The 20,901-nt window shown below is 43.4% G+C and carries 17 protein-coding genes; 6 read left to right on the plus strand and 11 right to left on the minus strand.

The window, feature by feature from the left end; translation table 11 throughout:
- The first annotated feature begins 119 nt into the window (after window positions 1-119).
- The 5 genes from parC (at window position 120) to AL038_RS17490 (ending at window position 6,421) form a co-directional block, all read left to right on the plus strand.
- Window positions 120-2,366 (plus strand): DNA topoisomerase IV subunit A, encoded by a 2,247-nt coding sequence (gene parC, locus AL038_RS17470; RefSeq protein WP_062155019.1) that lies wholly within the window; start codon window positions 120-122, stop codon window positions 2,364-2,366.
- 21 nt (window positions 2,367-2,387) lie between these two features.
- Complete coding sequence (locus AL038_RS17475) at window positions 2,388-2,675, plus strand: encapsulin-associated ferritin-like protein (RefSeq protein ID WP_062155021.1); 288 nt, start codon at window positions 2,388-2,390, stop codon at window positions 2,673-2,675.
- Between the two features lie 144 nt (window positions 2,676-2,819).
- Window positions 2,820-4,031 (plus strand): RsmB/NOP family class I SAM-dependent RNA methyltransferase, encoded by a 1,212-nt coding sequence (locus AL038_RS17480; protein WP_062155023.1) that lies wholly within the window; start codon window positions 2,820-2,822, stop codon window positions 4,029-4,031.
- 343 nt (window positions 4,032-4,374) lie between these two features.
- Window positions 4,375-5,118 carry an Eco47II family restriction endonuclease gene (locus tag AL038_RS17485; protein ID WP_062155025.1) on the plus strand — a complete coding sequence of 248 codons (744 nt, stop codon included), beginning with the start codon at window positions 4,375-4,377 and terminating at the stop codon, window positions 5,116-5,118.
- Window positions 5,102-6,421, plus strand: a complete 1,320-nt coding sequence (locus AL038_RS17490; protein ID WP_062155027.1) for a DNA cytosine methyltransferase — start codon at window positions 5,102-5,104, stop codon at window positions 6,419-6,421. The genes AL038_RS17485 and AL038_RS17490 overlap by 17 nt, the downstream gene beginning before the upstream one ends.
- A 148-nt stretch (window positions 6,422-6,569) precedes the next feature.
- On the opposite strand, the gene AL038_RS17495 is transcribed toward AL038_RS17490, so the two are convergent.
- The 4 genes from AL038_RS17495 to AL038_RS17510 form a co-directional block, all read right to left on the minus strand.
- The gene (locus AL038_RS17495) at window positions 6,570-8,444 is read right to left on the minus strand and encodes a tetratricopeptide repeat protein (RefSeq protein ID WP_062155030.1); all 1,875 of its coding nucleotides are present in this window, start codon (window positions 8,442-8,444) and stop codon (window positions 6,570-6,572) included.
- Between the two features lie 11 nt (window positions 8,445-8,455).
- Window positions 8,456-9,760: a hypothetical protein gene (locus tag AL038_RS17500; protein WP_062155032.1), complete on the minus strand. Its 1,305-nt coding sequence runs from the start codon at window positions 9,758-9,760 to the stop codon at window positions 8,456-8,458.
- Between the two features lie 328 nt (window positions 9,761-10,088).
- Entirely contained in the window at window positions 10,089-13,460 is a 3,372-nt protein-coding gene (locus AL038_RS17505; protein ID WP_062155033.1) for a tetratricopeptide repeat protein, read from the minus strand.
- Between the two features lie 14 nt (window positions 13,461-13,474).
- Window positions 13,475-13,867 (minus strand): hypothetical protein, encoded by a 393-nt coding sequence (locus AL038_RS17510; protein WP_062155034.1) that lies wholly within the window; start codon window positions 13,865-13,867, stop codon window positions 13,475-13,477.
- 297 nt (window positions 13,868-14,164) lie between these two features.
- Between AL038_RS17510 and AL038_RS17515 the strand changes: the two genes are divergently transcribed.
- Window positions 14,165-15,385, plus strand: a complete 1,221-nt coding sequence (locus tag AL038_RS17515) for an argininosuccinate synthase (RefSeq protein ID WP_062155035.1) — start codon at window positions 14,165-14,167, stop codon at window positions 15,383-15,385.
- Window positions 15,386-15,488: 103 nt separating this feature from the next.
- On the opposite strand, the gene AL038_RS17520 is transcribed toward AL038_RS17515, so the two are convergent.
- The 7 genes from AL038_RS17520 to AL038_RS17550 all read right to left on the minus strand — a co-directional run bounded on the left by AL038_RS17520 (window position 15,489) and on the right by AL038_RS17550 (window position 20,791).
- Window positions 15,489-15,974 (minus strand): pyruvoyl-dependent arginine decarboxylase, encoded by a 486-nt coding sequence (locus tag AL038_RS17520; RefSeq protein ID WP_062155038.1) that lies wholly within the window; start codon window positions 15,972-15,974, stop codon window positions 15,489-15,491.
- Window positions 15,975-16,029: 55 nt separating this feature from the next.
- A complete protein-coding gene (locus AL038_RS17525; protein ID WP_083991577.1) occupies window positions 16,030-17,073 on the minus strand; it encodes a class I SAM-dependent methyltransferase in 1,044 nt (347 codons plus the stop codon).
- A 47-nt stretch (window positions 17,074-17,120) separates the two neighbouring features.
- Window positions 17,121-18,077, minus strand: coding sequence for an alpha/beta fold hydrolase (locus tag AL038_RS17530; RefSeq protein WP_062155042.1), 957 nt, complete (start codon window positions 18,075-18,077; stop codon window positions 17,121-17,123).
- 277 nt (window positions 18,078-18,354) lie between these two features.
- Complete coding sequence (locus AL038_RS17535) at window positions 18,355-19,044, minus strand: periplasmic heavy metal sensor (RefSeq protein ID WP_062155044.1); 690 nt, start codon at window positions 19,042-19,044, stop codon at window positions 18,355-18,357.
- Entirely contained in the window at window positions 19,035-19,580 is a 546-nt protein-coding gene (locus AL038_RS17540) for a hypothetical protein (protein ID WP_101539144.1), read from the minus strand. The genes AL038_RS17535 and AL038_RS17540 overlap by 10 nt, the downstream gene beginning before the upstream one ends.
- Window positions 19,555-20,130 (minus strand): sigma-70 family RNA polymerase sigma factor, encoded by a 576-nt coding sequence (locus tag AL038_RS17545; RefSeq protein WP_083991578.1) that lies wholly within the window; start codon window positions 20,128-20,130, stop codon window positions 19,555-19,557. Before AL038_RS17545 ends, AL038_RS17540 begins: the two co-directional genes overlap by 26 nt.
- A gap of 34 nt (window positions 20,131-20,164) precedes the next feature.
- Window positions 20,165-20,791, minus strand: a complete 627-nt coding sequence (locus tag AL038_RS17550) for an EF-hand domain-containing protein (RefSeq protein ID WP_062155049.1) — start codon at window positions 20,789-20,791, stop codon at window positions 20,165-20,167.
- Between the last annotated feature and the right edge of the window lie 110 nt (window positions 20,792-20,901).

Genomic DNA, 20,901 nt, shown 5'->3' on the forward strand with positions numbered 1-20,901 from the left:
TACGGCGCAAATGTCCTTTTCACATGAAATCCTTGCATGATTCGTAACCTTGCATTACTCTCGCGGTAAAGTTATTTCCGCTATCCGTCGTTTCTAGTCTGAGTCCCCCTAAGTTAATCATGCAAACGAATTCATTAGACGATATTGAACGTCAGCCACTACACCAATTTACCGAAAAAGCCTATTTAGACTATGCCATGTACGTCATTCTTGACCGTGCATTACCGCATATTGCTGATGGCTTAAAACCCGTGCAACGACGCATTATTTACGCCATGTCCGAATTGGGTTTAGAAGCGCAAAATAAATATAAAAAATCAGCGCGCACTGTTGGCGATGTACTGGGTAAATATCATCCACATGGTGACAGTGCGTGTTATGAAGCGATGGTCTTAATGGCGCAACCCTTCTCCTATCGCTATCCACTGATTGATGGACAAGGAAATTGGGGGTCGGCTGATGACCCAAAATCATTTGCTGCCATGCGCTACACCGAAGCCCGCTTAACCCGTTTCGCCGACATTTTACTAAGTGAATTGGGTGATGGTACCGTAGAATGGAATGCAAATTTTGACGGCACATTAAACGAACCCAGCCTATTTCCCGCCCGTTTACCACACGTACTACTCAACGGTAGCACAGGTATTGCCGTTGGAATGGCAACCGATATTCCCCCGCACAATGTTGGCGAAGTCGTAGAAGCCTGTATTCACCTACTAAAAAACCCCGACGCAACCATTACCGATTTATGCCTACACATCCGCGCCCCTGATTACCCCACCGATGCAGAAATTATTACGCCACCCGCAGACTTACAAAAAATTTATGCTACTGGCGGTGGTTCGATTCGCCTACGTGCCTGCTATCTCAAAGAAGAAAGCGATATTATTCTAACGGCGTTACCCTACCAAACCTCGCCCGCCAAAATTGTCGCCGAAATTGCCGAGCAGATGAACGCAAAAAAATTGCCGATGATTGAAGATATTCGGGACGAATCCGACCACGAAAACCCCGTGCGCATTGTCATCGCGTTACGCTCTAATCGCGTGGATATTGAAGGCTTAATGGCACATTTATTCGCCACCACAGAATTAGAACGCAGCTACCGCGTTAATATGAATATCATTGGCTTAGATGGTCGCCCACACGTTAAAAACTTAAAAACACTGCTGCAAGAATGGCTAGACTACCGCCGTGCAACAATACGCCGCCGTTTACAACACCGCCTAGACCACATTGAAAAACGCCTCCATTTACTTACTGGTTTATTAATCGCCTACCTAAATATTGACGAAATTATCCAAATTATTCGCACCGAAGACCGACCAAAAACCATTTTTATCCAACGATTTGGCTTAAGCGACAGCCAAGCAGATGCCATTTTAGAAATCAAATTGCGCCAACTAGCGCGCCTAGAAGAAGTCAAAATCCGTGCAGAACAAACCGAATTAGATAAAGAACGCGCCGCACTAACGGAAACGTTAAGCACCGAACAACACCTAAACAAGTTGATGATAAAAGAATTAAAAGCCGATGCGAAAACCTATGGCGATTTACGTCGCTCGCCACTCGTAGAACGGACACAAGCACAAGAATTAAGCGAAACCACCATTATGCCTGCTGACCCAATCACCGTGATTTTATCGGTTAATGGCTGGATTCGAGCTGCAAAAGGACATGAAATAGACCCAAATAGCTTAAACTATCGAGCAGGAGATGCCCCGTTAGTTGCTGTACAAGGAAAAAGTAATCAACAAGCCGTCTTTTTAGACACCACAGGACGCAGCTATTCACTAGCAACACATACCCTACCCTCCGCACGTAGCTTAGGCGAACCCTTAACAGGGCGTTTTACCCCACCTGATGGCGCAAGTTTTATCCATGTCCTGATAGATGAACCCGATACCGACTACTTATTAGCGACAGATGCGGGTTATGGATTTATCGCCAAACTCAGCGAGTTATACAGCAAAAACAAAGCGGGTAAAGCTGTTATTAGTTTAAATGCCGACACCCATATTTTACCGCCATTGGCTTTAAAATCAGGCTTAGAACAATATTTAGTCATTACGACCGAAGGCTATTTGATGATAGTCACCTTAAGCGAATTACCGCATTTAGCCAAAGGTAAAGGTGTTAAACTACTCAATATCCCAGCCAATAGTACCGAAAAAGTGTGCTATCTCGGCTTATTACCGACCGAATCGACAATTTTATTGTATGCTGGCAAACGCCATTTGACGCTAAAACCACGAGATATCGCCTTTTATCTTGGTGAGCGCACACGACGCGGCTTTAAATTACCCCGTGGTTTTCAAACGATTGATAAAGTAGAAATTCAACTCACGACAGAAACGCTTCTTTAATCACCTACAAGGAAAATAAGCATGTCAAACGAAGGCTATCATGAACCCATTACAGAATTAAGTGACGCAACACGCGATATGCACCGCGCAATCACCTCATTAATGGAAGAGTTAGAGGCCGTTGATTGGTATAATCAGCGCGTAGATGCCTGTAAAAATCCTGAATTAAAAGCGATTCTTGCCCACAATCGGGATGAAGAAAAAGAACACGCGGCTATGGTTTTAGAATGGATACGTCGCCAAGACCCTAAATTTGATAAAGAATTACGGGACTACCTCTTTACAGAAAAAACCATCGCGCATTTATAAATAACCGCTGTTAAGTGTTAGACCTTTTGGGGAATAAATACCTCAAAATGTCTTAAATCATTACCATTCAAGGACTGCCCGTTCTTTTCCTTTAACAATTGGCAGTCCTTAATTATTTAACTTATTTTTACAAACAGGAAAGCTGTGAAATTTCATCATAATCTCGTCGCCGCCGTTGTCCATGCTTTACGGGCTATTTTTGTCGAACAACAATATGCGGACAAAGTCATTGAAAGAATTCTAAAATCTAATCCGCGTTGGGGTGCAAGAGACCGAGGCTTTGTTGCTGAAAGCACATACAACATGGTGCGCTGGTGGCGGTTATTATGGTTTCTTTTACAACAAACCGAAGCCCCAAAACAACCAACAGATGAAGAATTATGGCGATTATTTGGCGTGTGGGCGTTACATCATCACGGATTAATCCCGCCATGGGCTGAATTATCAAGTCTTAACGCCAACCAAATTAATGAACGCATGGCACATGCACGCACGATTCGGGCATTACGTGAATCCATACCCGAATGGCTAGATATTCAAGGAATACAAGAGTTACCCGAACAATGGACCGATATTCTACCCGCCTTAAACCAACAAGCCGATGTAGTTATTCGGGTAAATACCCTAAAAATCAGCCGTGCAGATTTAGCTGAATTACTGCAAAAACAAGCAATTGAAACCAGCCCTATAGAAGCGGATGGCTTAGTGCTGAGTAAACGGCAAAATTTATTTAAAACCCAAGAATTTCAAAATGGATTATTTGAATTACAAGATGCATCATCGCAAGCCGTCGCTCCTGCGTTGACCGTTACAACGGGGATGCGCGTCATTGATGCCTGTGCAGGTGGGGGCGGAAAAACCTTACATTTAGCCGCATTAATGCAAAATAAGGGTAAAATCATTGCATTAGACGTAGAAGCATGGAAACTTAAAAATCTCCAAATCCGTGCAAAACGCGCAGGCGCGGATATTATTGAAAGCCGTTTAATTGACAACCGTAAAGTCATTAAACGCTTGTATGACAGTGCTGACCGTTTATTACTAGATGTTCCTTGCTCAGGCTTGGGGGTATTACGTCGCAACCCTGACACCAAATGGAAATTAAACCCTGAAGTTATGGCACAAGTACGTGAACATCAACAACAAATTTTACAAAACTACAGCTATTTATGTCGACAAGGTGGGCAAATAGTCTATTCAACCTGTAGTGTGTTGCCATCAGAAAACCAACTACAAATTCAAGCCTTTTTAGAGAGTCAAGCAGGTAAGTTTACGTTATTATCAGAAAAAACACTTTTGCCACACCTCACAGGCTTTGATGGCTTTTATATCGCGGTGTTAGAACGGGTAGGATAAGTATTTTTGCAAAAATTAGAATACTCACAGAAACCCGCGTTAATAGAACAGAATGAACCCACTAGCTCTTAAAAAGCCAGTGGGTTTTTTAAGGATGTACCTAAAGAATAACTACTTTTCAGATAGTCCAATAAATTTAAACCATTTATCTATTAAACGTTGTTTTTTTGGTATCGACTGACAATCCATCTCGAAACGTTGCAAATCCGCTTCAATCTGCCCTGCTTCAGGAATCTGCATTTTTCGCGCTGATTGAAGTCTTATATATTATAATGTTAATTATCAGTATAATACGTGATTTAATGCCGCTAAAATCATCCTATTCACAAATGGTTACATAATAATGTCTAGTTATAATTTAGGTTTCATTAGCGATAAGAATTTATTCGAACATGTAAAAGAAACTGTCTTGAAATACCGTTTTAACATAAGCTTAGCCGAATTTAATAGCAATTTAATTGATCCGATTAAACTCACCTTTGATTTAAAAGTTTACGGACAAAGTATTGAAGCGGTGCTGGAACACGAAATCTCTCGACAACTGGATAAAAGTAATACGAATCATATTGGATACTTTCACCAAAATATTTTTAAATACTTGGGGAATGGCTGGGAAGTTCCCGAAGAGGGATATGATGTAATTAATACAACTCGACACATTTATGTAGAAATGAAAAATAAACATAATACGATGAACTCCTCATCAGCAGCCAAAACTTATGCAAAGATGCAAAATCTTATTTTACAAGACCGTGATGCACTGTGCTTATTAGTTGAAGTCATCGCAACTCAAAGTCAGGATATACCATGGGTTATTAGTATTGATAAAAGCCAACTTGTAAATGATAGAATTCGTAGAGTTTCTATCGATAAATTTTATGAAATGGTTACTGGTGACGTATTGGCTTTTAAAAAATTATGTGTTGTTTTACCTAAAGTGATTGAAAATGTCGTTTCTAACATTAAAACGGCTGAAAAATCTAATACAATCATTGCAGAACTGAAAGCACTTGATTCTAATCTACTAAAAAGTCTTTATCTACTCTCGTTCCATCAGTATGAAGGTTTCCATGATTTCCAGCTTTGAACATGCCATTGATGCCGATTTACTCGCTGATATTCTGTCAGTTTCTAAAACGACAGTAAGTCAATGGGAAAAATCAGGCAAAATTACGGCAATTCTCGACACCACAGGGCATAAACGCTACGCGCTAGAATCCTTGCAAAGCTTTGATGTGGTGCGGCAGATGCTGGAATCTACGTGGAATCAGGAAATATTAATTAAACCTGTTCGCCCGTTTTCCTCTATCGAGCTGTTTGCGGGTGCGGGTGGGCTGGCCGTTGGTTTAGAAAAAGCAGGTTTTCAAGCGGTTGCACTCAATGAATGGGATAAACACGCTTGTAACACGTTAAGAACAAATCGACCGCATTGGAATATTTTAGAAGGTGATATTCAACAAATTGATTTTAAAATATTTAAAGGCATTGATTTCATTTCAGGCGGTTTTCCATGCCAAGCCTTTTCTTATGCAGGTAAACAATTGGGATTTGAAGACACACGCGGCACGTTGTTTTTTGAATTTGCTCGTGCGATTAAAGAAACCCAGCCGAAAGTTTTTCTTGGGGAAAATGTGCGCGGACTATTGGAACATGATCAGGGTAAAACCCTTGCCACGATTCGCGCAGTGATTGCTGATTTAGGCTACAGCTTAATTGAACCTAAAGTGCTAAAGGCGATTTTCTATCAAGTGCCGCAAAAACGGGAACGTTTAATGTTGGTCGGTATTCGCAATGATGTGTTGAAATATGCCAAATTTACTTGGCCCGCCCTGTGTCAGCGTATTTTTGTACTCAGAGACGCGCTTAAAGCGGGCGCGTTGTATCCGCAAGATGTGCCTGACTCAGTGGGACAGCAATATCCTGCACGAAAAGCAGAAATTTTTAAATTTGTTCCACAGGGCGGTTATTGGCGAGATTTGCCTGATGAATTGCAACGTGAATATATGCAGGGCAGTTATTTTCTGGGCGGTGGCAAAACGGGCATGGCGCGCAGACTCGCATGGAATACGCCCAGTTTAACGTTGACCTGCTCGCCCGCCCAAAAACAAACTGAGCGGTGTCATCCTGAAGAACATCGTCCTTTAACTGTGCGTGAATATGCGCGTATTCAAACCTTTCCTGACGATTGGGCGTTTTCTGGACCTATTTCTAGCCAATATAAACAGATTGGAAATGCTGTGCCTGTTAATTTGGGTTTTGCGATGGGCAGAAGTTTGATAGCTTTGTTAAACAGCATCGAATCTAAAATTGAAGTGTCAAAAGCAGAAATCAAAAATCCAGAAGCGTGTGAAGTCGTGCAATTGGGATTGTTTGATAAGAAATGTGCTTAGTTTAGCCCAAGTCCGCAAGTGCGGAAGCGAGACATAAATAAGGAATATTTCACTATCTGGTAGTGCTAAAGAAAAAGAATAACTACTTTTCAGATAGTCCAATAAATTTAAACCATTTATCTATTAAACGTTGTTTTTTTGGTATCGACTAACAATCCATCCCAAAATGTTGCAGCCACGCTTCAATCTGCCCTGCTTCAGGAATCTGCATTTTTCGCGCTGACTGCAATGCTAAACAAAGTAATTGATTCGCCTCTGCACGGCGTGGTGGAGTCATCACCATGAATTGCAATGCAATTTTCCATTGAGTAATTAACAAGCCCCGCACATCGCCCAAGCGTTCATAGACGGGCATTTGTTCTTCTTGCCGTATCCGCAACGCTTCAGCGAGTTCGCCGCGCGCTTGCAGGATGTCGGCGATTTTTCCTAAAGTCACCGCCCGCGACCGCACATCGCCCAAGCGTTCATAGACGGGCATTTGTTCTTCTTGCCGTATCCGCAACGCTTCAGCGAGTTCGCCGCGCGCTTGCAGGATGTCGGCGATTTTTCCTAAAGTCACCGCCCGCGACCGCACATCGCCCAAGCGTTCATAGACGGGCATTTCTTCTTCTTGCCGTATCCGCAACGCTTCAGCGAGTTCGCCGCGCGCTTGCAGGATGTCGGCGATTCTACCAAAACAAGCCGCCCGCGACCGTACATCGCCCAAGCGTTCAAATACAGGAATTAACTCCTCTTGTAGTATCCGCAACGCTTCAGCGAGTTCGCCGCGCGCTTGCAGGATGTCGGCGATTTTTCCTAAAGTCACCGCTCGCTCCCGCACATCGCCCAAGCGTTCATAGACGGGCATTTCTTCTTCTTGCCGTATCCGCAACGCTTCAGCGAGTTCGCCGCGCGCTTGCAGGATGTCGGCGATTTGTCCTAAAGTCACCGCTCGCTCCCGCACATCGCCCAAGCGTTCATAGACGGGCATTTCTTCTTCTTGCCGTATCCGCAACGCTTCAGCGAGTTCGCCGCGCCGATAAAGGATGTCGGCGATTTGTCCTAAAGTCACCGCCCGCGACCGCACATCGCCCAAGCGTTCATAGACGGGCATTTCTTCTTCTTGCCGTATCCGCAACGCTTCAGCGAGTTCGCCGCGCGCTTGCAGGATGTCGGCGATTTGTCCTAAAGTCACCGCCCGCGACCGTACATCGCCCAAGCGTTCATAGACGGGCATTTCTTCTTCTTGCCGTATCCGCAACGCTTCAGCGAGTTCACCGCGCCGATAAAGGATGTCGGCGATTCTACCTCGCGTTTCGGCTACTTCGGCTTCATTATTTAATTCTTTAAAAATTTTTAAGGATTGTTGAAAGTGAGCGTCAGCTTCTTGGTAATTCCCCATTGCATACTGTAAATCGCCAATATCGCGTAAAACTTTGGCGCGTTCTGGCTCTTGCAATGAAATATCCTGCAACGACTCTTGTAGAACAGCTAACCAGTTTTGCTTATCTGTCAAACTTAAATTAAATGTTTTGTCACTTTCAAACGCTTTTGGCTCAAAACGTATTGTTGTCGTTTGCGGTTCGGCAAAATAATAAAATCCGCTACACCAATCATAAAAATCAGGTGCATAGCGGGCAAGTAAATCTAAGGCTGCATGAGGTAGCCATAAGACAAGGCTACGTTGTAGGCGTTGAAACGCCGAGCGTCGCCAGTTGAGCTGGCGTACGTAGCGTAAATTTTTTTGTTGGTCTATGGTGAGCAATAAACGTTCTAAATCATAAATAAAAACCGCAGTTTCAGTCGGTATATTTTGTAAAGCCGTTTGTAACCCTTCATCAATCAGTTGTTGCTCTGCTAGGGATAATATACTGATTTCTATAATAGGATGCTGTTGGGTGAGTAATGCCGTGAGTTGCTGGCGATAGGGAATAGTGGTGTATTGGCAAATATATAAATTAAATCCCTCGCCATTTTGTAAACTCCATAACAACGCTGACAATTCAGGATGCTGTGACCATAAGATATTATCAGCAGCTTGCATGTTTTATCCTTTTACGATGCGATTTGCAGTTTTTCTCTAACCCGCCCAATGGCGAGTACTAAAGGATGTACATCTGCCCAGCGTTTACCATTTAGATATTCGTGCAGAATGCGCCAGTGCAACAAACGTCCATATTTTTCGTCAGCCGTCACTTGTTTAGTTTGATAAACTTGTTGCAATACTAAAAAGTCTTCTTCGCGTAATAAGCGGTCATATTCCAGCATTAACATACGTTTTGCGCGTTCCACATCTTTCGTATTAATGCGTGTACTGCCTTGACAAGCAACACGAATTAAGCGCATTAAATCCCGCACTGCACCACCACTAAGCGCGATTAATTCATTTGTCAGTTCAGGAGATTCGAAAACAGCATCAATTTGAATACGTTTTTCAATCAATTGGTTAAATAACTTGCAGTTTTCGGAAGATAATTTCACCATCGGCATGACAGCGACATAATCATTGCCAAAAGCATCATTTAAATTGGCGTTGTAAGCTAATGAGATGGGGACGGTGTAAATAAGGTGACACTCTGGGGCTTTTAGTCGTTCTGCGTTGTCAACAAAGAGGGATTCGTGACTAGATTTGCCATCTTTCATGTCAAACGGCATTTTTTCTAACCCGTCAATAATCAGAACTATGTCACGAAATTCATTTGCTTTAGCTTGTTTACGAACTTCTTTGATAAGGGCATTTAATCGGTCAATAAAAACGCTTAAATCACGTTTTAATATTTGACGAATTTCTATTTTTTGACTACTCCCAACTTTTATTTTAGCGGTCAATGAAGCAAAAAATTTACTGATGAAAGGAATATCTAAACCGCCACTGGCTTCTGTTTTTAATTCATTTTCTAATTCTATTTGTTCATTTTCGGTTGTTACACGCTCTTTAAACCAGTCATAAATCGCTTTTAATAGTAATGCGGAGAGTGTTAAACCTGCTTGATTAGCCTGTGCAAATAGGGCATTCATCATGCCTAGTAGTAAATCAAAATATTCGATGTCATCTAAATCGAGCATTTCCTCCACATCTACATAGATGACGAAAAAAGCTAAACGTTGTAATTTCTTTTGTAACAGTAATAATTCGGTAGTTTTACCGCATCCACGATGCCCTGTGAATAAGCGTTGATAGTAGGGTGGAGCTATATCTTGACTCCAATCAATTTGTTGCGCGAGTTCTTCTGCAAAGTTTTGTCCGCCCCGTGCGTCAGCTAAATTGATATAACGCGGGTCATCTGCTTGTAATGGGATGTCGGGATGACAAATGTTATAAGCGGTGCGGGTAGTGGTTGCGCGTAAAACTTGAATCATACTATCTCCAAAAATACTCAGTAAACTAGACCATTCATTATGATACTTCTCAAAGAAACTACAATTTATTTTACTATTTCTTAAAATCCAAATCATGAATGGCACATTATAAAATTTTACAACGCCAAACAAAGTAATTGATTCGCCTCTGCACGGCGTGGTGGGGGTCGGCGAATTGATAGGCTAAGTCTAAAAAATCACCTAAATGTGTAGTGCTAAAGAAGCAGTGATTTGTTGTAATCATTGATATATCTAAAGAATAACTACTTTTCAGATAGTCCAATAAATTTAAACCATTTATCTATTAAACGTTGTTTTTTGGTATCGACTAACAATCCATCCCAAAATGTTGCAGCCACTCTTCAATCAGCCCTGCTTCAGGAATCTGCATTTTTCGCGCTGACTGCAACGCCAAACAAAGTAATTGATTCGCCTCTGCACGGCGTGGTGGAGTGAGTTGCATGAATAAAACAGCAGTTTGTGCTTGTGTAATTAACAAGTTCCGCACATCGCCCAAGCGTTCATAGACGGGCATTTCTTCTTGCCGTATCCGCAACGCTTCAGCGAGTTCGCCGCGCGCTTGCAGGATGTCAGCGATTTTACCAAAACAAACCGCCCGCTCCCGCACATCGCCCAAGCGTTCATAGACGGGCATTTCTTCTTCTTGCCGTATCCGCAACGCTTCAGCGAGTTCGCCGCGCGCTTGCAGGATGTCGGCGATTTTACCAAAACAAACCGCCCGCTCCCGCACATCGCCCAAGCGTTCATAGACGGGCATTTCTTCTTCTTGCCGTATCCGCAACGCTTCAGCGAGTTCGCCGCGCGCTTCCAGGATGTCGGCGATTTTTCCTAAAGTCACCGCCCGCGACCGCACATCGCCCAAGCGTTCAAATACAGGAATTAACTCCTTTTGTAGTATCCGCAACGCTTCAGCGAGTTCGCCGCGCCGATAAAGGATGTCGGCGATTCTACCAAAACAAACCGCCCGCGACCGCACATCGCCCAAGCGTTCATAGACGGGCATTTGTTCTTCTTGCCGTATCCGCAACGCTTCAGCGAGTTCGCCGCGCCGATAAAGGATGTCGGCGATTCTACCAAAACAAACCGCCCGCGACCGCACATCGCCCAAGCGTTCATAGACGGGCATTTCTTCTTGCCGTATCCGCAACGCTTCAGCGAGTTCGCCGCGCGCTTGCAGGATGTCGGCGATATATCCTAAAGTCACCGCCCGCGACCGCACATCGCCCAAGCGTTCAAATACAGGAATTAACTCCTCTTGTAGTATCCGCAACGCTTCAGCGAGTTCGCCGCGCGCTTGCAGGATGTCGGCGATTTTTCCTAAAGTCACCGCCCGCGACCGCACATCGCCCAAGCGTTCATAGACGGGCATTTCTTCTTCTTGCCGTATCCGCAACGCTTCAGCGAGTTCGCCGCGCGCTTGCAGGATGTCGGCGATTCTACCAAAACAAACCGCCCGCGACCGCACATCGCCCAAGCGTTCATAGACGGGCATTTGTTCTTCTTGCCGTATCCGCAACGCTTCAGCGAGTTCGCCGCACGCTTGCAGGATGTCGGCGATTTTTCCTAAAGTCACCGCCCGCTCCCGCACATCGCCCAAGCGTTCATAGACGGGCATTTGTTCTTCTTGCCGTATCCGCAACGCTTCAGCGAGTTCGCCGCGCGCTTCCAGGATGTCGGCGATTTTTCCTAAAGTCACCGCCCGCGACCGCACATCGCCCAAGCGTTCATAGACGGGCATTTCTTCTTGCCGTATCCGCAACGCTTCAGCGAGTTCGCCGCGCGCTTCCAGGATGTCGGCGATTTTTCCTAAAGTCACCGCCCGCGACCGCACATCGCCCAAGCGTTCATAGACGGGCATTTCTTCTTCTTGCCGTATCCGCAACGCTTCAGCGAGTTCGCCGCGCGCTTCCAGGATGTCGGCGATTTTTCCTAAAGTCACCGCCCGCTCCCGCACATCGCCCAAGCGTTCATAGACGGGCATTTGTTCTTCTTGCCGTATCCGCAACGCTTCAGCGAGTTCGCCGCGCCGATAAAGGATGTCGGCGATTCTACCAAAACAAACCGCCCGCGACCGCACATCGCCCAAGCGTTCAAATACAGGAATTAACTCCTTTTGTAGTATCCGCAACGCTTCAGCGAGTTCGCCGCGCGCTTGCAGGATGTCGGCGATTTGTCCTCTTGCTAAGGCATATTCACGTTCGTTGCCTGATTGTTGGTCTAGCTGGGCTTTTCGTTCAGCGAATTGATAGGCTAGGTCCAAATCACCTAAACGTGCAGAGCAACGACAGGCTATCCATAACACATCACTACGGGCTGCATCGCTGCGGGGGGAAGCAAGGCATTTTTCACAGAGTTGTCGCCAGTTAGTCCATGGACCGTTTAAATCTGCATACAATCCCACTGTTTGTACGATTGCCTCTCCTTGTTCTAGGGGGACACGTTCTAACCATGTGCGCAGTGCCGCTTGTTCGCTATTGAGTTCAAGCCATGCTTGATAGCCTTCTTCTGTGTCAGGGTTGGGCAGACGTTGCATAAACCAGTTACTTAGGCGTTGTTCTATCGCTTGTAGTTCAGTGAGTTGGACACGGAAAAATTCGGCAATCAGTGGATGCAGTTGCCAGCGCATTTTTTGAATATCGGGTTGTGGCACACTTGCCATTAATAAGCCCAATTTACTGGCTTGACGCAAAACGGATTTTGCTGTTTCTGGCGATAGATTTAATAAGGCACACGCAAGACTAAAACCGATTTCGCGGGCATGGCTACAGCCTAATGCACATATTGCATTTACATGTTCAGGTTGTTGTCGTGCAAAAACTTGTAAAGAAACAGAAAAAGCTGCGTGTAATGTGCAATGGTTAGCATTGCGCCCGCCCATATCGCTATAGTTTTCAGAAGCTAGTTTTAACTGGCTGTTATGTAATTCGGTTAAAAAATCTGTAACGGTATAAGAACCCGTTGCTAAATAACCCGCTGCCAAGTGAATCGCTAATGGTAGACCGCCCACCGCTTCCACAACTTTTTTTAGTGCGTCATCAGGCAAAATGGGGGCTTTTAACCATGCTAATTCTTCTTTTAGCTGTTCAATCCCATCATTTAAATCAAAGGGGTTTAATTTAATCTGCGCAAATTGTTGACCGCGTCCTAACTCATGCAATCGCCCGCTTAAGACTAAACGGCAACCCTGCAATTGTTGTACTAAGCCCATGGCGACCTGCGCCATTTCGGTAGAATCAATATTTTCTAGGTGTAACAAAGTATTCGTTGCTTTTAAATGCGCTTTAACTTCCGCAATATGTGGAGTCACCCGCAACCGCTCCGCCAATCGTCCGATTAAATTTTCCTGCGTTTCTGTGCTAAAAGGATTGAGCGATAAGATTTGATAGTTACACTCGGTTGTTAGCGCGAAATGGTCAATTAAATAGGATTTCCCCACACCCGCCATGCCTTCTAAAACGGCTGTTACTGCAACGGGTTGTTGTTTATCTAAGGCAGTTTTTAATTGTGCTAATTCATCTTTACGACCAATAAAGAGCTTAGAGGCTTGAGGATTGGCGGGCGTGTCGAGAATAGGGATGGGATTAGACGGCGGAGCATGATAATGAATAGTGGCGTTATCGCCCGTGTTAATAACACCAGTTTGCGAATTTTGCATTTCAACAGAGCGGTCATCGGGCATTTTAAAACTCCAACTTAAGGGTTTAACACACTAATAGTGCTAGCAATACTCTCTGCAATTGGTAATGCTAAAGGAATCACCCCTGCGAGGGCTTTTGTTGCGTCGATTAAACCTTTTGCAGTTACTTTAATCAAAGACTGTTTAGGTTTTTGTTGACTCGCTTCTTGCAACAAACTATCTGTTAATTCTGTGATTTCAGCGGCTTCTTTTTTCTTATCCGCAGGCACTTTTTGCAATTCTGCATTTAATTGTTCAATTAACTGCGTTAATTTCTCTTTAGCATCCGCACTGGCGTTTTGTAAACTCGCAATTTGCTGAGTGCCAATAGAAATATGGGCATTATCCCCTGTAGAAATTACGCCCACTGTTGACCCTGAAAGATTTACAGACCGATTGGCATCACTCATAAACGCCTCCATAAATTGATTGATAACATGCTATTTTACAAATTAAATTTTAATCTAACGATAGTATTAAAATACGGTCGCTTTTACCGCGTATTTGTATCAGTCATCATTTTATCTAGCACATAAATAAGGAATATTTCATTCTCTATCATAGCGTTTTTAATATCACAGAAACAATGGATTATTACGGTTAAATCACTGGTCAACACTAAAATACAAAAACAACAGCAAATCGTCATACGAATCGAGTAAAATTTATCTTTAAAACTTACCTTTCACTAGACACTTCATAAAACTATGAGCGATATTAAAAAAGTAGTGCTTGCCTATTCAGGTGGATTAGATACCTCTATTATTCTCAAATGGTTACAAGATGAATATCACTGCGAAGTCGTTACTTTTACTGCGGATATCGGACAAGGCGAAGAATTAGAACCCGCCCGCGCAAAAGCACAAAAATTTGGCGTGAAAGAGATTCACATTTTAGATTTGCGTGAGGAATTTGTCCGCGATTTCGTGTTTCCCATTTTCCGCGCAAATAGCTTGTATGAGGGCGAATATTTACTCGGTACGTCCATTGCTCGTCCTTTAATTGCTAAATACCTTGTTGAAATTGCTAATCAATCTAATGCGGATGCAATTTCTCATGGCGCGACGGGTAAAGGCAATGACCAAGTGCGTTTTGAATTGGGTGCGTATGCTCTTAAACCTGAAGTGAAAGTTATCGCCCCTTGGCGGGAATGGGATTTAAACTCCCGTGAAAAATTATTGGCTTATGCTGAACAGCATGATATTCCCATTGAGCGCAAAAAAGGTGAATCACCTTATTCAATGGATGCCAATTTGTTGCATATTTCTTATGAAGGCAAAGGCTTAGAAAACCCTTGGCAAGCCCCTGAAGAAGAAATGTGGCGTTGGTCTGTCTCCCCCGAATCTGCACCCGATAAAGCGACTACCTTAGAATTAACGTATGAAAAAGGTGACATCGTCGCAATTGATGATAAACCAATGAGTCCCGCGACTGTGTTGGCGTATTTAAATAAAGTTGGCGGTGAAAACGGTGTTGGTCGGGCTGATTTGGTAGAAAACCGTTATGTGGGGATGAAGTCTCGCGGTTGTTATGAAACACCGGGCGGGACGATTATGATTAAAGCTCACCGCGCGATTGAGTCTATTACGTTAGACCGCGAAGTTGCGCATTTAAAAGATGATTTGATGCCACGTTATGCAAGTTTAGTTTATAACGGTTATTGGTGGAGTCCTGAACGGCAGATGTTGCAAACCATGATTGATGCGTCACAAGCAACGGTTAATGGCAAGGTGCGCGTTAAGTTGTATAAAGGGAATGTGATTGTAACGGGGCGCATGTCTGCAACGAATAGTTTGTTTGACACCAGTATTGCAACGTTTGAAGATGATGGCGGTGCGTATAATCAGAAGGATGCAGAAGGGTTTATTAAACTTAATGCGTTACGGATGAGAATCGCTGCCCGTTTACAGCAAGCACAGAAAAAATAAGCCGTAAAATTTTCCCTCCTCTTCGTCAGGGGAGAGGGGGAAATGTTTCAGAATAAAGTCTTTTCTTCAGGTTTACAGACCAGATGTAACCTTAGTTTTGTTATTAATCTTCGTTAGATGACCAGCCACGACTCCCAAACACGGCAATAACCACAGAACAAACAGGCTGACCTGTGCATTCAATGCCCACAATTTTATGTTGAACGGGTTGAAAACCACGGGTTGTGTCTTGTGTCATCGCGTTTAAGGTACTGAAAATATCTTGGCGAACTTTTTCTTCACTTTCATCATGTAACTCTACAAACCAACCGCCACCAACTTTGTCATGCGACCAGCCTAAACCAGCCCATGCGGCTTTACCTGCCGTTGTTTCACGTTGTTGTGACATGACGACAAATAGCACATCGCCATAAGTGAGCGTAGCAGGGGCGGGGTAGCTATCGCAATGCACGATTTCTGTTGCGGGGGGGATGACAGAGGAAAGCGGAATTAGGTTGTAGTTGGCAACGCCTGCATTGTTAATGGCATCATAAAAAGCCGCTAATTGTGTTGGTCCTGTTCCTGTCGCGCTTATCATGTGAATCTTCATTTTATTTTCTTTGTCCTTTTGTGGGTAATGCGTTGGTTGATGGTGTTAAAGCAGTTTAATACACTGAATTTATTTCAAAATCATGAATAATCTGGTTATTTCTTTGTATTTTTACGTTTATTTGGTAGTCGGGATTAATTTTGTCAGGACGATTGTGAATATAATATTGGACTTGTAAGCAGTCATCAGGGCGCACAGGAATAGGGGCGCAGGGAATATATATGGGTGTCCAGCAGGTTGCTTTAAAAACATGGGGGGTTGTAAAGGGGGTTGTTGCAAAGGAGTAAATTAGATGTTGTGCATCAACATTTAATTCAATCCATAGTAAAAATCCTTGTAGTTCATTTTGTTGTGTAATATGAAAGGTGTCGTTGCGTCTGCTTTCTGTTTGTAGTGCTTGGGTGAAATCAATTTCTTCAAAAAGATGTGGATTGGCTAATAAATGTGATGCGGGGAAATTATAAAATTCAAATCGATTAATGGTAATTTTTTCTGTGTTTAGCGTTGTTATCAGTGTGTCGTAATGGGCTTTAAGGGTGGTTAAAAAGTGGTTTTGGTACAGGGGGGGTAAGGCTATGGGCGCAATTTTGGTGAGACATTTTAGGGGTATCATTTGTGCGTCTGGGCGTAAAAAGCGTTTGGCATCTTGCAAAATGGTCAGTACGCCTTCGGAACTGCTGATATTGCCGATAATTTCGGATAAACAAATATCTACTTTTTCGGGTAGTTCTACCGCTGTTGAATAGCCTTGTATAATCGTTACTTTGTCGTTTAGTTGTTGTGCATTAAGTAGTTGTTGCGCTTGTATTACCGCCGTTTCGTTGCATTCTATTGCATAAACGTGTTCCGCACCCGCCGCTACACTCATTAATGTAAGGGGTAATGTCGCCCCCGCGCCTATATCAACCACTTTTTTGCCATTAACATGACGTTGGATAACGGCTTGATAGGCTTCCATACGCCCGCGATCATCACACAATAGTTGATACATAATGGCATCAAATAAGGCGGGATAATCCCAATAAGCGGGCAGGATAAAAGGTTGTTGTTGGTTGATAAGGGCTAGAAATTGTTGACTAATATCTTGAGAAGACATCATAAATATGCTGTTTACAATATTTTATATATTTAATATTTTCAGTAAAATCAAGCATATTGTAGCGATGGCTTATCACTGAGGGTTTTCGAAAATTCGATTAATGCCTGATTAACTTCTTTAGGACAATCGCTAATCGCATGATGTCCGCAATTAGGGATGATAACCAGTGTTGAATTTAATAGACATTCCTTTAGTCGGTGTGCATCACTGGGCGGAAACCAGTGGTCTTTTTCTCCCCATAAAATCAGGGTTGGGCATTTGATTTCTGATAGGTTTTCTTGTACTTCAGCAATAACGCCGTCGTTATAGCGCATCAGTTTAATAATTTCTTCCGTTGCTTGTTTAGAATCCGCTGTTAAGCGGGTAAGCGCGCCGCGAAATGTGATGTAGGGATATAACACCCAGTGAACATTTTCTGCTTGTGATGCTTGGGGATTGTAGTAAATCTCGCGCTGTCCTTGATGATATAACGCTCGTAGCACAGGGACACAGTAGCGAATCAAGCCTGCGTAATCAAAGAAGCGTACCCAACTTAAGGGAATTTTAACCATCATTCGCATCCCTAAATTAGGCATTTGACGGGGAAAAATAGCCGCATCGATAACTGACAGTTGTGCAACTAAATCAGGACGTTCTTGTGCAACGGCTAGGGCAAGTAATCCGCCTAATGATTCGCCGACTAGAAAAACGGGTTCATCGCTTAAGGCTTCTATAACGCGAATAACTTCTTTAACTTGATAGCCCGACCGGTCTATTTGTTGTGGTTTTTCTGAATAGCCATAGCCTTTACCATCAAAACAAATTACGCGGAAATGTTGAGCCAAATCGTCTATATTGCGGTGCCAACTGTAGCTCCAGCATCCCCAGCCATTTAAACAGACAAGCGGTTGCCCTTGTCCTTTTTCCCCATAAGAAAGCTCTACAGGGTTGCCATTTGCATCTATTATTTGCAGGGTTTTGCGCCCTGTTGGAAAGGTTAATTGCCACCAATCTTGTTGTTGCATAATCTTTGTAAAAATACCGTCATTCTCAAAAGCTAAAATTATCTCACAATCACTTGTGAAATAGTTATGTTCCGAGAGAAAAGACAGAGAAATTTAGTTGGTTGTTGTTTTTGTATTTTTTGGGAAATCTTGCGTCGGATATAAAAAAGCACGGATAACACTGCGTAAAGCCGTGGTATCCGTTTATCTAGCCTAGTGTTTTCAATATTAATAAAGTATTACTTTTTGTCTTTAATAATTCTGAAAAGTCGCTAACCATTGATTTAGTTTGTCTTTACTATTCTGTTTCGTCCGATTGTTTTAATTTAAATGCCTCTAGCTCGGATTCTGTTAATACTCCGTCATTGTTTTTATCTAGGTGTTTAAATCGTTCGATTGCTATTGCTTGTCGTCTAGGCGGTAGTCCTTCGGTAAATTCTGTTTGTGTTAATTCTCCATTTTTGTCGCTGTCACGCTCGCGTAAATAGTTGGCTACACGCTTTTCTAATCGTTCTAATCGATTACCTATGGGTTTGTTTAATTTTTCAGCAAAGGCTTGGCGTTCTGCAACAGTCAATTTATCCAGTATTTCAATAAATCCTTGATGTAAGTTGTTTTTTAAGGATTCATCAATATCTCTTACTTGTTTAAACGTATTGTCTAGTTGTTGACGGTCTAGGGTTTCTGCCATTAACTGTGTGTGGATGCTTTGCCGTACTTGACGCAGTTGTTGCAGTTGCGCTTGTATCGTTGGTTTGTATTTTTCAACGATGGGTTGTATGCGTTCAAATGCGCTAGGGGGTAAATCGCGGAATATGGGTGGTAGTTTAAAGTCCGCGAGGATTTCTAATTCAGTTTGTTCGGGCGGTGGTTTGCACGGCGGATGTTGATACATTCCAATCAAAAGACCAAATAGAAATAAGTTCAGCACGAGTAACCCTATAAAGGCGATACCAAACAGGCGCGGATTTCGGCTGATTATAACCATGAGGAAAGTTCCTGTTCATTTGACGTGGTGGCATCCATTCCAAACACGGCATTCCATTCGTCATAGACGACTTGTTCTACGAGTTGTTCATTCATCGTATTCGGTTGTTGAGAGTCGAACGCGCTCGAACCTAGCCAAACACCGATTGCTAGCGGTAGGGCAAGTGTTAAAGCAGGTCGCCAAAGGTGTTGACTAGGACTTGTTCCCCAAAGCAGGCGTTCTACCCACAGGCTGGCTAGGTTGCTCCACGTTGTCCATGTGCTTATCTGAGGGGGTAGCGGTGTTGCTATTTGTGGCGTTTGTTGTACCGCGAGTAGAATACGATGACTCAGCAACGGAGAAACAGGACAATCGGGCAGTTGGTCTAGTACGTTGTCTAATTGTTGTGCTTCAGCTAACCATTGTTTAGCGGTTGCAGAGGTGTTTAGTAATGTCTGTGCGGCTTGGCGTTCAGCCGTTGCCCAGCGATTAGGGTTAGCACCGTAAGCGGATAAGAGTTGCGCGAAACGTTCAAGTGTCATGGGTGTGTTTGACATAGTCGCCCCCTTCTGAAGAAAGCAATTGCTTTTTTAATGTGCGTCGCGCTCTGGAAAGGAGGGATTCCAACGCATCTACACTGATTTGTAAAATATGAGCAGCCTCTTGATTATCTAAGCCTTGGTAATAGCAAAGTAGGAGAGCTGCCCGTTGTCGTTCTGCTAAGGTTTCTAAGCCTTTTTCTAGTTGGTCAACGATTTCTATTTGGTGGTAGTCATCGGTTGGTGAGGCAATTTCTATTTCGTCGGGGTCATCAATATCTATCATATTGGGCGATTGTTGGCGCAAGCGGTCCAGACAGAGGTGATAAGCAATGCTGTGTATCCATGTTGTCAGTTTTGCTTTTTCTGCTTGCCATTGCGCTGCATTGCGCCACACTTTGACGAGTGTATCTTGCGCGATTTCTTCTGCATCAGCAGTATTGTTTAACATTCGATAGGCGAAACGGTACAGCGTGCGCAGATAATGGTTGACCAGTTGATTAAAGGCTTGTTGGTCTCCTTGCTGAATGCGTTGCATTAACGTGCTATCTGCCGTTTCGTCCATCATTTACCCAAGTGAGCTAAAAAAACGTGCAATACGCTTATTCTTTTAACTTTTTATCGCGTTTTTGCACTAGTTGCAGGATTTCTTCCTGTGTTACAACCCCATCTTCGTTGCTATCTAAGCGGTTAAAGAAAGGGAGATGTTTGACAAATTCGTCTTTCGACAGTTTACCATCTTTATCTAAATCCATCTTACTAAACATCTTTTCTTGGCGGGCATCTTTTTTATCAGCCTGTTTTTCTTGCATAGTGGTTTTAAATGTTTGCCATTCTGCTTGGGTGACGCTGTTATCTGCGTTGCTGTCAATCTTTTTGAAGAGCTTGAGTAATTGCGCCTCACGTTTGCCACCCGTTGCGGCTTCTAATTCGGCGATACTGACGGCATTGTCACCATTACTGTCAAACGTGGCAAAGACGGTATTTTGTAGTTGTTGTTGCTGTTTTTTCAACCCTGCTTGAAATTCTTCAATGCTGAGAAAGCCGTCATTATTGGTATCTGCTTCAGAAAAGAAAACGGTTTTTGCTGCTTGCACTTCATCTTGGGTAATGACTTTGTCGCCATTGGTGTCATAGCGTTCAAATAAGTTATGTTCACGGTCTGCAAAAACGGCATGACTGTTTAAAATAAGGACGACAGCGGCTGACAATGTAGTTAAAGTTTTCATGAGAATTCTCCTCATTATTGCGCTAGGCGCGGGAAAGTTAGGGTTAAAGGTCTTATTGTTATCTTCATTTAGTTATACGTTTACGGGTATAAAAATCCGTTGCAGAAAAT

This window comes from Beggiatoa leptomitoformis (genome assembly GCF_001305575.3).
GTDB lineage: Bacteria > Pseudomonadota > Gammaproteobacteria > Beggiatoales > Beggiatoaceae > Beggiatoa > Beggiatoa leptomitoformis.

What these genes read in the sequence shown, in the direction of transcription:
- AL038_RS17525 (WP_083991577.1), bottom strand. Translation starts at nt 17,073, where the DNA reads ATGATGTCTTCTCAAGATATTAGTCAACAATTTCTAGCCCTTATCAAC.
- AL038_RS17545 (WP_083991578.1), bottom strand. Translation starts at nt 20,130, where the DNA reads ATGATGGACGAAACGGCAGATAGCACGTTAATGCAACGCATTCAGCAA.
- AL038_RS17550 (WP_062155049.1), bottom strand. Translation starts at nt 20,791, where the DNA reads ATGAAAACTTTAACTACATTGTCAGCCGCTGTCGTCCTTATTTTAAAC.
- AL038_RS17505 (WP_062155033.1), bottom strand. Translation starts at nt 13,460, where the DNA reads ATGCCCGATGACCGCTCTGTTGAAATGCAAAATTCGCAAACTGGTGTT.
- AL038_RS17500 (WP_062155032.1), bottom strand. Translation starts at nt 9,760, where the DNA reads ATGATTCAAGTTTTACGCGCAACCACTACCCGCACCGCTTATAACATT.
- AL038_RS17490 (WP_062155027.1), top strand. Translation starts at nt 5,102, where the DNA reads ATGATTTCCAGCTTTGAACATGCCATTGATGCCGATTTACTCGCTGAT.
- AL038_RS17495 (WP_062155030.1), bottom strand. Translation starts at nt 8,444, where the DNA reads ATGCAAGCTGCTGATAATATCTTATGGTCACAGCATCCTGAATTGTCA.
- AL038_RS17510 (WP_062155034.1), bottom strand. Translation starts at nt 13,867, where the DNA reads ATGAGTGATGCCAATCGGTCTGTAAATCTTTCAGGGTCAACAGTGGGC.
- parC (WP_062155019.1), top strand. Translation starts at nt 120, where the DNA reads ATGCAAACGAATTCATTAGACGATATTGAACGTCAGCCACTACACCAA.
- AL038_RS17475 (WP_062155021.1), top strand. Translation starts at nt 2,388, where the DNA reads ATGTCAAACGAAGGCTATCATGAACCCATTACAGAATTAAGTGACGCA.
- AL038_RS17485 (WP_062155025.1), top strand. Translation starts at nt 4,375, where the DNA reads ATGTCTAGTTATAATTTAGGTTTCATTAGCGATAAGAATTTATTCGAA.
- AL038_RS17540 (WP_101539144.1), bottom strand. Translation starts at nt 19,580, where the DNA reads ATGTCAAACACACCCATGACACTTGAACGTTTCGCGCAACTCTTATCC.
- AL038_RS17520 (WP_062155038.1), bottom strand. Translation starts at nt 15,974, where the DNA reads ATGAAGATTCACATGATAAGCGCGACAGGAACAGGACCAACACAATTA.
- AL038_RS17530 (WP_062155042.1), bottom strand. Translation starts at nt 18,077, where the DNA reads ATGCAACAACAAGATTGGTGGCAATTAACCTTTCCAACAGGGCGCAAA.
- AL038_RS17535 (WP_062155044.1), bottom strand. Translation starts at nt 19,044, where the DNA reads ATGGTTATAATCAGCCGAAATCCGCGCCTGTTTGGTATCGCCTTTATA.
- AL038_RS17515 (WP_062155035.1), top strand. Translation starts at nt 14,165, where the DNA reads ATGAGCGATATTAAAAAAGTAGTGCTTGCCTATTCAGGTGGATTAGAT.